This window comes from Desulfosporosinus sp. BICA1-9 (assembly GCF_000802135.1).
Window position 1 is genome coordinate 14,944 of record NZ_JUEE01000028.1, and the last position, 13,281, is coordinate 28,224.

At 41.8% G+C, this 13,281-nt stretch carries 15 protein-coding genes; 5 read left to right on the forward strand and 10 right to left on the reverse strand.

Going from position 1 to position 13,281, the window contains the following annotated elements:
* Nucleotides 1–64: 64 nt before the first annotated feature.
* Nucleotides 65–535, reverse strand: coding sequence for a putative iron-sulfur cluster-binding metallochaperone (locus JL57_RS03695; protein WP_291299668.1), 471 nt, complete (start codon nt 533–535; stop codon nt 65–67).
* 190 nt (nt 536–725) lie between these two features.
* Between JL57_RS03695 and JL57_RS03700 the strand changes: the two genes are divergently transcribed.
* Nucleotides 726–929, forward strand: a complete 204-nt coding sequence (locus JL57_RS03700) for a hypothetical protein (protein ID WP_291299669.1) — start codon at nt 726–728, stop codon at nt 927–929.
* 96 nt (nt 930–1,025) lie between these two features.
* Here the strand turns inward: JL57_RS03700 and JL57_RS03705 are convergent, their stop codons facing one another.
* Both JL57_RS03705 and JL57_RS33405 read right to left on the reverse strand, forming a co-directional pair.
* Nucleotides 1,026–1,367, reverse strand: a complete 342-nt coding sequence (locus JL57_RS03705; protein WP_034140712.1) for a type II toxin-antitoxin system PemK/MazF family toxin — start codon at nt 1,365–1,367, stop codon at nt 1,026–1,028.
* A gap of 6 nt (nt 1,368–1,373) precedes the next feature.
* Nucleotides 1,374–1,583, reverse strand: a complete 210-nt coding sequence (locus JL57_RS33405) for a hypothetical protein (protein WP_291299670.1) — start codon at nt 1,581–1,583, stop codon at nt 1,374–1,376.
* A 305-nt stretch (nt 1,584–1,888) separates the two neighbouring features.
* On the opposite strand from JL57_RS33405, the gene JL57_RS03710 reads away from it, so the two are divergent.
* The 3 genes from JL57_RS03710 (at nt 1,889) to JL57_RS33415 (ending at nt 3,614) form a co-directional block, all read left to right on the forward strand.
* The gene (locus JL57_RS03710) at nt 1,889–2,128 is read left to right on the forward strand and encodes a DUF4085 family protein (protein ID WP_034140713.1); all 240 of its coding nucleotides are present in this window, start codon (nt 1,889–1,891) and stop codon (nt 2,126–2,128) included.
* 135 nt (nt 2,129–2,263) lie between these two features.
* Nucleotides 2,264–3,049 (forward strand): FAD-dependent oxidoreductase, encoded by a 786-nt coding sequence (locus JL57_RS33410; RefSeq protein ID WP_291299671.1) that lies wholly within the window; start codon nt 2,264–2,266, stop codon nt 3,047–3,049.
* Nucleotides 3,021–3,614, forward strand: coding sequence for a BBE domain-containing protein (locus tag JL57_RS33415; protein ID WP_291299679.1), 594 nt, complete (start codon nt 3,021–3,023; stop codon nt 3,612–3,614). Before JL57_RS33410 ends, JL57_RS33415 begins: the two co-directional genes overlap by 29 nt.
* An 822-nt stretch (nt 3,615–4,436) precedes the next feature.
* Here the strand turns inward: JL57_RS33415 and JL57_RS03720 are convergent.
* The 5 genes from JL57_RS03720 to JL57_RS03740 form a co-directional block, all read right to left on the reverse strand.
* A complete protein-coding gene (locus tag JL57_RS03720; protein ID WP_034140714.1) occupies nt 4,437–5,000 on the reverse strand; it encodes a hypothetical protein in 564 nt (187 codons plus the stop codon).
* Nucleotides 5,001–5,413: 413 nt separating this feature from the next.
* Nucleotides 5,414–5,665, reverse strand: coding sequence for a hypothetical protein (locus JL57_RS03725; RefSeq protein WP_045691122.1), 252 nt, complete (start codon nt 5,663–5,665; stop codon nt 5,414–5,416).
* A gap of 139 nt (nt 5,666–5,804) precedes the next feature.
* Nucleotides 5,805–6,689: a pyridoxal 5'-phosphate synthase lyase subunit PdxS gene (gene pdxS, locus JL57_RS03730; protein ID WP_034140715.1), complete on the reverse strand. Its 885-nt coding sequence runs from the start codon at nt 6,687–6,689 to the stop codon at nt 5,805–5,807.
* A gap of 205 nt (nt 6,690–6,894) precedes the next feature.
* Entirely contained in the window at nt 6,895–8,277 is a 1,383-nt protein-coding gene (locus tag JL57_RS03735; RefSeq protein WP_034140716.1) for a tryptophanase, read from the reverse strand.
* Between the two features lie 266 nt (nt 8,278–8,543).
* Complete coding sequence (locus tag JL57_RS03740; RefSeq protein WP_034140717.1) at nt 8,544–10,145, reverse strand: sigma 54-interacting transcriptional regulator; 1,602 nt, start codon at nt 10,143–10,145, stop codon at nt 8,544–8,546.
* 274 nt (nt 10,146–10,419) lie between these two features.
* On the opposite strand from JL57_RS03740, the gene JL57_RS03745 reads away from it, so the two are divergent.
* On the forward strand, nt 10,420–10,800 hold the full coding sequence (locus JL57_RS03745; protein WP_034140718.1) for a RidA family protein: 381 nt from the start codon (nt 10,420–10,422) through the stop codon (nt 10,798–10,800).
* 256 nt (nt 10,801–11,056) lie between these two features.
* Here JL57_RS03745 and JL57_RS03750 read toward each other — a convergent pair whose 3' ends face one another.
* Nucleotides 11,057–11,662, reverse strand: a complete 606-nt coding sequence (locus tag JL57_RS03750; protein WP_291299672.1) for a Druantia anti-phage system protein DruA — start codon at nt 11,660–11,662, stop codon at nt 11,057–11,059.
* Between the two features lie 147 nt (nt 11,663–11,809).
* Complete coding sequence (locus JL57_RS03755; protein WP_045691056.1) at nt 11,810–13,123, reverse strand: cytosine permease; 1,314 nt, start codon at nt 13,121–13,123, stop codon at nt 11,810–11,812.
* Nucleotides 13,124–13,281 lie beyond the last annotated feature (158 nt).

Below are 13,281 nucleotides of genomic sequence, written 5' to 3' on the forward strand. Positions count from 1 at the left end.
TGATCTCTACATTGATGGAGATAAAAAAGTTTGATCAAGGGTTGCCGTCTGGTAACCTTCATTTTTAGACTCTTATGGTAAGGGAATCTATCAGTCTTTTCATATTACCTAGGCAACAAGAGCCCTCTGGGTTATTTACCTCGCAGCCACAACGACCAGCCTTTGTATGTGCGGTTATCTCCTCTAAGGCGGTAGTTTTGCCCTTTTCCTCAAATTCTTGTATCACTCTTTTCTTAGTCCATCCGAAACAGTAACAAACTGGACAGTCTTCGTCATCGCTTTTCGTATAGACTTCGACTTTCATGTCTGTCGTTTTGAATACCTCTTGTTTTTCGCTAAAATAAACTACGGAACAGGCTTTGTTGATACACATTTTGTAAGAAGCTGAAGGTTCCAGTTTAGCTAATGCGCTTGGCACTAACAGGCATTTCAAAGTAATAATTTGCATCGGTCTGCCCTTATCGCCGCACTCCGGGCAACTAAACCCTAAGTCAAATTTTATTGGTTCGATTTGAATAGCACAACAGTCCTCCACTTTTTCACCATCTTTCTGAATGATTGTGTTTATTATATCACACTGAAAGTAGGACTTACGGTTTGCCGGAAGTAACGTGATCCCGATGATTGAATTGTAGATTCCTAGTCCAGTGCCTCTCTTGTTCTTGTCAATAAGATCTCAAGAGTTTATGGAGTCTCCAAAAGTTAGAGTTGATAGAGTAAATTATGTGCTGATGTATGATTTTGAAGACGAGGATGGGGAATATCGCTGGACAGGTACAACTTTTTTAGAAACGATTGCCTTTAAGCAAACTGTTGATGATAAGATTAATGTATTTCAAATAAAAGCCTATAATGCTGTGGCAGAAGTGGCTGATTCAGAATGGATTAATGAGTTTTCTTTACATCCACGCATTCTTATCCGGTCTTGATCCATGCTAGTCTTTGTAGTTTCGTATTTGAATGCTAGATGAATGCTTTGGAAGGAGGCAGGGAGGGAATGAGAAAAGACCACCGTTTTGGAGGTCTTAATTATTGTAATACATATTCATTACGGCATTTTCAAAATCTTGAGAATCCATAACTCCAATTTTATCATGTAATCTGCCAATATTAATATTATGAGTATTTTCTTTGAAGCACTTTACCCATGATGGTTCAGCTAATCCGCATTTTTCCCAATTAACAATTTCTTCTTTGAACTTGTCATAAAATCCAGGATTCTTTTTAGGTGGAACAGACGTTATTTCAGCGATCGTAACAATATTATTTTCAAGTTCATTCAGTATTACCACAGGTCTAAGCTTAGAAGCTCCCGATTGACCACGATAATAAATAATAGCCGTGTAAATATCTCGTCTTTCAGGCATTAGTCGTTATTGCCCCTTATACTTGTCATCTTCAAACCACTCTTTATGAAGAGGATTGTCGGGATTTAATTCAATCATACCTTTTTTACCCGTTAAGGCATCTGATTTTGAGCTTATTTTATCCAACATTTCTTGTAGAGTGATTTTTTTATTGTCTAATGCAGTTGACATATCCTTTTCCTCCTCACAAGAATTATTTATTTTCTTCTTGTCCATATCATATCACCTGCCAAATGCTGTTTCAATACTTTATGGCTAGTTTTACCAATTTAGAAGGGGATAATCATATGGTTGTAGAATAAATGCTAGAATACATATTCTATTAAGCATCCCTACGAAGCAGGACACTTCGGGTAACAACGTATTCCCAAAATCTGAGAGAGTATGAATGTAATAACCAGACTTCGGGAATACGCGGAACGTTATGTGACTATAGTCAGTTCGCATTATTCTTAAACCCTTCTGTATAAATACCGCCCCACCTCGGTAGGACTGCAAATCACTATCGAAAGGATAACACTATGAAGTTTTTTACTCAAGAATGGTATGAATTGATGAGCGATTGGGCTAATCACAAGTTAGTTGAACGAACTATGAGCGAATATGAAGACTATTTTAGAGATGCCTTCAAAGGACTTGACCCCAAAATAGTTGAAACCGCTCAGGATATTGATTTTCATGATTGTAAAATTACAAACGTAAAACAATCTGAACAGTCTTTGAAAATTTTGCTTGATAATTCTGGAGCTTTTACAGAGTAGGTTGGCTCGAGAGCGCAACGAGGTACGAGTGAGCATCTTGATCCAGCAATTACTCGGGTCTTGGTTGACAATCACACCTGTCCCAAATCAACATATTATAGACTATTACAATTTGGGATAAGGAGAGTGGTTTGTATGCATTGCGGCAAGGAGCCTGAACTGACCGGGCGTATCGTTGTGCCAAAAGATCCCCTATACAACGCAGCCCGCCGGGAGTTCAACACCTTCTTCAACAGGTTCCCGTTAGTCATCGTCTTCGCTCAGGAGACGCAGGATGTAGTCAACGCCGTGCGCTGGGCACGTTACCGGGACGTGCCGATCCGCATTCGCTCCGGCCGCCACAACTACGAGGGCTTGTCGGTCGTCGATGCTGGCATCGTGATTGACGTCAGTGATATGCAATGTGTGGAGGTGAACCATAAGCGCGGCACTGCCACGGTCCAAACTGGCCAACGAGACTTTACCTTAGCCGAGGCGCTTGGGTCCGAGGGGTTGGCGGTGCCGAATGGTCTCTGCCCCAGCACGGGCATCGCTGGTTTTACCCTGGGTGGCGGCCAGAGCATTCTATCCCGGCCGTATGGTTTGATTATCGATAACCTGCTTGAGTTGGAGATGGTCGACGCCAACGGCCACGTGCTCCACGCCAATGCCGACCACCACGCTGATCTATTCTGGGCCTCACGCGGTGGCGGCGGTGGTAATTTTGGCATCTGTACCTCCTTCCGCTTCCGCACGCACCGCATTGACACGGTTGCCTACGCTGATATCAGCTGGGATATGCGGGACCTGGAGCCGGTATTGCGAACCTGGCAGACTTATTACAACCCCCGACGCCAGCGAGCGACTCACCCCCATCCTAACTATAGCTTCAGGACTGGAGTCGTTGCTGTTGATGCAAGGGGTCTTCCTCGGTTCTGCTAAAGAGCTGCGCCGCCTGCTGCAGCCTTTGCTCCGGGCTGGTTCACCGAAAAAGGTGACTATCGAAGAGATACCCTGGCTTGAAGCCGTAGCCCGGATAGCTGCCACCCAGCCAGATTCTCCCGAGCCCTTCAAGAGCGTAGGCCCCTTTGTCAATCAACTGCTGCCGGATGAGGCCATCGCCACGATCAGGCGCTTCATCAACGAACCGCCCACATCCTCGGTAAGCGTCTTTTTCCATGGCCTTGGTGGGGCGGTGACCAAGGTGCCGAGGAAGGCTACGGCCTACTTCTACCGCCAAGCTCTGTATAACATGTCATTTTTCGCTACCTGGAACACGTCTGATGGGGCGGCCCCGGGCATCCGCTGGGTAGAAGAATTCCGCCGGGCGATGCGCCCCTTTACCAAAGGCGTTTATGTCAATACATCGGATCTCTCGATCAAGGACTGGCCCAAGGCTTACTACGGCAGCAACTTCGACCGTCTGACCCGGGTAAAGGCCAAATACGACCCGGAAAACGTCTTCAATTTCCCCCAGAGCATCCCACCCGCCAAATTGCTGCCATAATTATGTATTAGAAAATGCTGGTCGAAGTTTTTGACTATGCCTTTGCCGCTCACCAAGCTAGGCACGCGGTTGCAGGGGGGGCTCCCCGGCAGCATAATGCGACCCAGCGCGGGTATTACTCCGAGGCCACGAGGAGGAATTCCTGCGCGGCAAAGACCATAAACAACGATCTAAGCGCGGTTAGCTCCCCGAGAAATCGAGGGAAGATCTACCGCGCGCGGGCAAGCTCGGACAAAAAATGCAGCCTATCCTTTATTTGGCTTATAAATCAGCCCTTATCTACATTAATATTAAAGGTTGGTTTTTGATATTTGCGTCAATAGATATTGGGGGTATGTTTCTTTGCATATTTATCCTTGATAAGTTAATGGTAGACGAGTATAAACACAAAATTCTCAACTAATAGAGCTTTTTTCAATAAACATCTCTTTCATTGTAGTGTTGATTTTGCTTGCGTTGTCGCTCTAATACGGGAATGGACGTTAATTAAATCTCCTCGACCTATTTGGCCAAGGGGATAATTTATGCAGTAAGTTAATTACTTAAAGCTGATAAGCATTCATAATGGCACATAGCCAGGGTTAGACACTACCCAGCCGATGGGCTATTCCTTAGGACTATCGTGCAAATTGAATTTCTCAAGCAACGAAATATGCGTTTGTCAGAAGTCGATTGGTATTGCATAAAATAAAGAGAGCGGGTATTAAACCGCTCCAGTTTATCAGCCACTCTTTTTCCGACTCTCCAGATGAAGATCTACTTATTATACGACTTAAATACTCATCGATATTGATAATGAAACCAGTCTGGGTTTCGGTTATATCACTTCTCATTTGCCCAGCAACTGCTCTCATTAAGCAGATAATTACCGGATAGAACACCTATCGGAGGCGCAGACAAAAAAAGATTAATGTTTCGATCATCCGCGTCAAGAGTTAATACAGCATTTCGAGAAAAAGAAATATAATTTAATTTACCACTTTCGTTTTTTGAAGCGAAAGTTATTTCCTCAATTTCATTTAGTTTATGAAATCTTTGCTCTTCTATAAAAGCGATTAAATCGTCTGGTTCATCTGTATGCAGCAATTCAACAAGCTCATCATACTCATCTGCGCTAAGTTCGTCTGTAAAACCTATTGACAACACGGTAATCCCTAGATGTTTAGCGAGTATTATAAGCTGTTCATAGCTTCTTTGTTCTACCTCAAATGGCTTTAGACGCAATAAGTCTTCAACACTTTTGATCTTATCTCCTCGCCATATCTTTCGATCAAAACCTAACAACGAGAAATCATTTGACCAAATTATTCCGTCCAAATTGGCTTGGATGTTATCATGGGCATTGTCAAATAATGCTTTATACAAATAAAATTTCTTCTTAACCATAATAACCAACCTCCCTGAAAGAATCCTTTTGGTCATCATTATACTCAGTGTCAGTGGCGACATGTCCTTACGGAGAATAATTAATGGAATAATATTGCATTAAACTTACAGCCTATTAACTCTTATTAAATTATTATAACATTAATGTCTAGCGAAACATGTCGAAACAGTTAAAAATAAACGCACCGCCCTTTTGGACGGCTCGCGGAGGAGAATAACGTAAACTTCTCACAGGTTCTACAAAGCGCTCTAAAGGATCAGCTTGGCATTCATTAACAATATAAATAGAAATAATAACTACTGCAGCCTTAACCGGCTGCTTTTTATGTAAGCGGTGGAACAAATAGCGTAGTACTAAAAATTCACCCCGATTTTCAACCAACCATTAAAAATCGGGGGCGAATTTCGCGGTCTTACAAAAATCCTTCACTTGCAACATCCTTGATGTATTTATACTGTTTACGGATCAATCTCTTGAACTGGGCTTCAGATAGTTCATCGTACTTATTGGTACCTTCTTCTAATAGACAATCAAAAATAAGTTCTGCATATTCTCTGTCTTCCCGAACCATTTTCCGATAACGCTTTTCCACCTCATAGGGAAAGTCTAGATAAAAACTTATGTAGTCGATTTCTCCATCTAAAAACGATTTCGTCATATCCATTATGTAGTTAATTTTACGATAGTATAAAATAAGGCCAGTGATAAATTAACTTAGTTAATCTTTCACCGGCCTTATTGACCTTCCTCTAAAGGCAACTTACATCAGACGATTATCTGTCCGTTTAGTTAAACTTATTCATTTACCAACCGCGGTCTTGCATGCGCTCTGATTTAAGAAGAGTTGATATTTCAAGCCCTGGCATTGATTCTCCCAAGTCCTTGGATATCTCCGCCAAAATCTGACTGTCACGGTAATGTGTCGTTGCAGCGACAATCGCTTTAGCACGTGCAGTTGGATTCTTCGACTTAAAGATTCCCGATCCCACAAAGACTCCGTCACACCCCAGCTGCATCATCAAAGCCGCATCTGCAGGAGTTGCTATTCCTCCGGCTGCAAAGTTAACGACGGGTAGCCTTCCAAGTTCCGCGACTTGAACCACTAATTCATAAGGTGCACCCATATTTTTGGCAGCGGTCATTAATTCTTCCTTCGGGAGGTTTTGGAGAAAGCGAATTTCACTCATGACCTTTCTCATATGACGAACAGCTTCCACAACGTTACCCGTCCCAGGTTCTCCTTTCGTCCGGATCATAGCTGCCCCTTCACCAATTCGCCGAAGTGCTTCTCCTAGATTCCGTGCTCCGCACACGAACGGAACTTTAAAATCATGCTTGTAAATATGAAACTCCTCATCAGCTGGAGTGAGAACTTCACTTTCATCAATATAATCTGCTCCGAGTGTCTCTAAAATCTGAGCTTCGACCATGTGTCCAATCCGAGCTTTAGCCATTACTGGGATCGTAACCGACTCCATAATCCGCTGAATAATAGATGGGTCAGCCATTCTGGCAACCCCACCATCCGCACGAATATCCGAAGGCACCCTTTCCAAGGCCATGACAGCACAGGCTCCCGCTTCTTCCGCGATCTTGGACTGTTCAGGAGTCGTTACGTCCATGATGACTCCACCCTTAAGCATTTCAGCTAAACCTCTTTTTAAGGCCCAAGTACCCATTTCAGACATTATTTTAACTCCTCCTAAACCATTATTTAACATCAGTTAAACCCCAACAGGAAACTTATCTACTGGATTAGTCATCTTTAGCCATCAGATAAAAAAACCGATCAGGTTAGAAAACCAGTCGGGTCCGGAACGGTGCACTAGCACAGTAAACCTTCACTGCACTAGTGCCTAAAACTTCTCGTTCGTACTTACAGGTTTTTAACCCTTAACCTTCGATAGGTTTAAGGTTACAGAGGAAGTGACGGAGTACTTTCGGCTCATAGGTGAATTCCAAGCCTTTAATTTGGTCTCGACGTTCCCAAATCGCTGCTAGAGCATCCACAACTACATCCATATGACGATCCGTATAGACACGACGCGGAATGGTCAAACGCATGAAATCCACGCCAGCTTTCTTTTGAATCCCTGTCTCAGGGTCGCGGCCTAGTAATAAAGAACCTACTTCAACCGGACGGACGCCCGCCTCAAGGTATAGTTCGTTACTGAGGGCTTGAGCGGGGAATTGTTCTGCAGGAATATGGGGAAGAAACTTTCCAGCATCCACGAAAACAGCATGTCCGCCGACAGGCCATTGGATGGGAATACCACGCTTACGAAGTTCTTCTCCGAGGTATTCCACTTGTCCAATTCGGCTTTCGAGATAATCGAAGTCCAGACCTTCATAGAGTCCAACCGCTAAGCATTCCATATCACGACCGGAGAGCCCGCCATAAGTTACGAAGCCTTCCATAGGCACGCAGGTCGTACAGGCATTTTGATATAATTCTTTTTCATTCTTAATGCCGATCAGCCCGCCCATGTTAACAATGGCATCTTTCTTGGCACTCATCGTGAAGTAGTCACCCATATCATACATTTCTCTAACAATTTCTTGAACGCTCTTATTCTCATACCCTGCTTCACGTTTTTTAATAAAATAAGCATTCTCAGCAAAACGAGCGGAGTCAATGTCGATCTTCAAAGAATATTTGTCCGCAATTTTCCGAACCCCACGGAAATTCTCCATGGAAAGCGGTTGTCCTCCCGAGGAATTACAAGTTACAGTCACGATAATGAAGGCAATATTTTCAGGACCTTTTTCAACGATAAAATTCTCGAGTTTTTCTAGATCGAAGTTACCCTTAAATGGATGCTCTTTTTGCGTATCGAAGGCATCTTCAATAACAAGGTTCACTGCTACCATACCGTTCATCTCGATATGGGCCATCGTTGTATCAAAGTGCATATTGCCGAGGACAAATTGTCCGTCGTGTTTTTTCAAATGGGGAAAGAGGACTTGCTCTGCCCCTCGACCTTGGTGAGTCGGAATGACATAGTCATACCCGAAAATTCCTTTTACTGCATCTTTCACTTTGAAGAAGGATTTGCTTCCAGCATAGGACTCATCTCCGAGCATCAACGCGGACCACTGTTTATCACTCATAGCACCAGTACCGCTATCAGTGAGCAGATCTATGTAAACGTCTTCAGCTTTTAAAAGAAAGGGATTATACCCTGCTTCTTGAAGTTTTATCAAGCGCTCTTCACGAGAAATCATGCGCATGGATTCCACCATTTTAATGCGATAAGGTTCAGCTTTTCTAGCCATTACAAGTATCCTCCCTTTATCTAGTTATTTGTATTAGATGAGCTATTAAAGTCCAAATAATATAGAATGCAAAATGTGTGCCATTGGCAGATGAAATAGAAATTATTCAAAATGCTCTTCTAGGTATTAGAATGCCCTTACCAGGCCACTTTTAAATAAAGGGTTTTTAAGCTCATTTAAAAGCTAATTAATTAGCTGATAAGAAATAGTGACAAGTATTCTTATCAGTGATAAAAATACTTGTCACTATCAAATTCATTATTTTATTAGTCGATCCCATAAGTCTTCATCTTATTTAAGATCGTTGTATTGGAAACTCCAAGTATCCTTCCAGCTTTTCTAGAAGACGAATGGGTGTCCAAAACCCGTATGAGAACTTGCTTCTCAACGTCTCCCACAATCTTTTTTAAAGTAGGCCATTCTTTATTTAACGGAATCTTTATTTGAAAATCTTCCTCTTCAGTTTTTAAAGGTTGTTGGGCAGAGGCTAAATCTGCCCACTCATAGAAAAGACGAGGCGTAATTTCAACGGAATCCATGACATTGATAATTCGTTCCAGTGTGTTTTCAAGCTGTCGAACATTTCCTGGCCAAGTTTGAACCATCAACCAGTCCATGCTCTCTTTAGTTATATGGATCTCAGGTTTCTCTAACTTCTCAGAAATCTTGCGTATCAAGTATTTAGCGACCAAAGGAATATCCTCAGGACGTTCTCGAAGGGGAGGAATCCGCAAGGGGATAACATTTAAGCGATAATATAGGTCTTCCCGAAATTCTCCCCTTTGGATCATTTCTTCCAGATTACGATGTGTCGCAGCAACAATGCGAACATCTACCGAAACTTCCTTGGTTCCTCCAACCCGGCGAATCGTGCCCTCTTGCAAAACCCGCAGCAACCTTACCTGAACCTGCGCTGCAATTTCCCCAATTTCATCTAAAAAGATGGTTCCATGTTCTGCTTGTTCAAAAAGCCCCTTCCTTCCCCCTTTCGCGGCCCCTGTGAACGAACCTTCTTCATAGCCAAAGAGTTCGCTTTCCAGCAAGCTATCCGGTAAGGCTGCACAATTAATAGCAATAAAGGGAGCTTGATTACGCAAACTTTCCATATGAATCGCTCGAGCAAACAACTCTTTTCCTGTTCCACTTTCCCCGCGCAATAAGATCGTTGAGTTACCTTTAGCAACCATTTTAGCGGTTTCAATAACATGGCGCATCTTTGCACTCTGATAAATAATCCCCTCGAAGGACATTAAGTGTTTTTGTCGGTCTACTTTTGAAATAATCTCTTCTACTTGACGAAAATCTTTCATGGTGGCAACCGCTCCAATGACCTGACCTTTCGCATTGAGCACCGGAACCCCCGTCGTCAAAAAATGAATGGCCTGATTTCCCTTTTTAAATTCTCGTTCCTCGAGCCGATAGGGCAGTCCTGTTTTAAGAGTTTCTAGAATGGGAGCATTCTCCTGAAACAGCCCCTCAGCGTTTGACCCGATTACCTCTTCAGCTGAACAGTGAAATATTTTACAGGCCACTTCATTAATTTGAATGATCTCTCCCTCTTTATTAACGGCCACAATCCCTTCGCTGACAGAGTTTAAAATGGTCCTTAACTCATGTTCTCTCTCTTCGTATGGCATCTGATCACGAAATTTTACAAAAAGAACCCCTTTAACCGCTTCCAAATCTCTTATTAATCTTTGAACCTGTTCATCAAAAGTACTACGGAATTTAATAAACATGCCCTGATCTGGAATGACCTCCATCCCAATCTTGTCAACCCCAGTTTTTTCGCAAACCTCAAAGATCTCCATTCCCAAACCCAAGCGGTCTTCGAAATCAATCTGAATCACATGCTCCAGAAATTCCATGAGCTACCTCCTAAATAAACCGTTTATGGAAATATCGACAGTAGACTCAATAATTTCAGTCAATGAATTATATCATAAGCAAAGTTTAACTCCCAATTAATTGATAAAACCCTCTTAATTAGAGCAAACTAACCTAACGCAATCTTATTGTTATCTAAATCCCAATATCTTGCTTGGTGTATTCCTAAAAATCAGGTATACTTAAATTTAGTTGTGTTATGGCCTGGGAACACATAGCGCCAAATGCATGACAACTTCAAGGAGGTAGACCAACATGAATAAACAAACTCTCAGTACCCAAAATGCACCTGCGGCCATTGGCCCCTATTCTCAGGGGGTTAAAGTTGGAAATTTAATTTTTACATCCGGACAGCTCCCTATCAACATACAAAGTGGTGAATTGGTCGCTGATATTGAAGGAGCAACCAAACAATCCTTAGATAATGTCAAAGCAATTCTAGAAGCTTCAGGCTCTTCCATGGACAAAGTCATAAAAACCGTAGTTTTTCTAAAAGATATGAATGACTTCGTAGCGATGAATACCGTTTATGCCACTTATTTCCCGAATAATCCACCCGCTCGTTCGGCTGTACAAGTTGCGCGCTTACCCAAAGACGCCATTGTTGAGATTGAAGCAATCGCTCTCGCTGAATAGTAAAATGTAAAGGATCGGTACACGTCGTTGTAACAGTCCCAGCCCCTGGTGTCAGCTTCCGCCAGAATCCACTGGATTTCCCTCCGTAACCTGCTAATGTAGTCATTCGAATAGCCAGCAGTTTCCATGTACGAGATGAGCTTGGGATGGTTGTTTCTTAGATTCTCCACATTCATATGGATGACCTCCTATCAAAATTGATAGCAAGATCATACCATAGAAAAAATCCAAACCTTTTTAGGGGAAAGCGGCTTGATTACACGGCTTTGTTCTGAAAGGTTTGGATTTTATTCTTGTTTGGATAACGTGTGTTGTTAGTGATGAGGCGCAGGCGATCATGACGCGTTTTGGTGTTCCAACCAATCTCTTGATCACGACCAGCCACCTTCCAAGCGGCTGAACCAAAGAGTAAACAGGCCAGAGGACGACGGTCGCAATCGTAGACAATATATTTCATGTTTTCACCAATCGTACTACCGAATCCAAGGTAATGGTATTTTGCCAGTAAATGATTGAACAACCTCAACGTTTCCGTACTCTGAACGACCTCAATGGAAAGTGGAGTTAGATCCTGCAGTACACATTCAATACTAGTGGTGGAATGTTCGATGGGTATGTGACCAATAAATGCGTTGTTTCGTCCGGCAGTTCTGCGTGCTGGAAGTTGCAGGTAACCACGGCGTTCTAGCTTGAGCAGCATCGTGCGACAAGCCATATCTTTGAATTGGCCATTGATAGCTACCCAGTTCCAGACGGCACAAATTTCCTGGGACAATCGGGTCCGATGCCAATCTGGGTTACTATCCATCAGTTCTCGGATCCATTCGATATGTTTTTCATTGAGTAGTCGCCCTTGAATCATTACTTCCATCATAATTCTATTTTAAATGAGAAAAGCCGCCCAGAGTCCAGTTTTAAATTACTGATCTCTAGGCGACCTGAATAGTTACGTTTCTTCTACAATAGTTACAATTTTTCTTATTTCCATTTAAGATTACCTCCAAACTATTTACTGCTTGATTGTAGAACTTTTTAAATCTATTTGAGAAAAAATAGAGCTAAGTATTACATACATAAGCCCAGCAACAACTATCCCCATAATCGGTGGTACAAAGAAATTTAATTTTAGCGAAGTATAACCTGCCGCTCCACCGAGTAGCCATGAAATTAATGCTATATAACTCACATTCATATTAGCTTTTGATTTTTTTACGACATATTCTTCAGCCATTATAATACCGGGTACTGGCGGGATTAAAACAGCCAAAAACTGTATTATAGGCAATATTTTGCTATAAATACCTCCTGCTGCTAAAACAGCTGCTAGACCAGCAATGACTATAGCAATATGTTTGTGCTTTACTTTACCATAATATTTTGTTTGCTTAATTACATTCTGCAGCGCTAAGCTAGCACCATAAATATTGTTATCTTGTGTAGTCCACAGACAAAATATTGAAGCAATAAAGGCTATTAATGCTAATCCTAATGCTGACATTGCCTTTACAAAATCTCCAGAGCCCGTTGAAATAGCCACTATAGCACCTGCCAATTGCATTCCAAAACATCCAACTATAAATGCAACAAATCCTGCAATACCTACATGTAACTTAGATTTTGCAAAACGACAAACATCAGGAGTAATCGTAGCTCCAAAGACCCACCCACCTACTATTGCAGCAGTAGCAGCAGTAAATGTTATTGGATGTAGCGGAACATATTCCATTAATCCTTTAAAACCACCAGTATTATTATATACTGCAAAAATACCATATAAGGAAAAAATTAAGGCAGCAGGAACACCAACCATGCTTACAATTTGCAGACCCTTAATTCCTCTAATAGCTGATTGCATCCATAACAAAATTACAATTATTGCTGTAACTGGCACTGTGAATGGCCACCAAGAAAATGTAGATAGTATTAGTCGTGAGAAAATGTCGCCATTTAGGGCTACCCATGTAACAGCTGAAATGGCAAGCAATACAGAAAATATACTTGATCCAATTGAACCAAAAGCTCTTCTGGCTAGAAATGATGTAGAAAGACCCGTTTTATACGCTAACATGCCTGTTGCAATTACTATAGATATTAACACCCCATTACCTATTAATAAGGCTATAATCGCATCAATAAATGTTAATCCTGCACCAACGCTACCACCAATTACAAAATTTGATAATGCAATAGGATAACCAGCCAAAATAATTGTTAACATAAATAAGTTTTTTCTCTTTTCATCTGGAACAGAGTCAAATGCATATTCATATTCCCCGTCTTTAGTATTTAAACCGTTACTTTTTAGGTCCTTTTCTTCTGACATATTGTTCACTCCCTTTATAATTTATAATTTATAATTTATAAAAACAGTTGATCCAGTGCGTAAACTTCTCCCCCCTTTTAGATTTTGATAATTCAGAATACACCAAAAATATTTAATGCAAAAGCAATGCCAACAACTAGTAATACAATTTTGTCCCT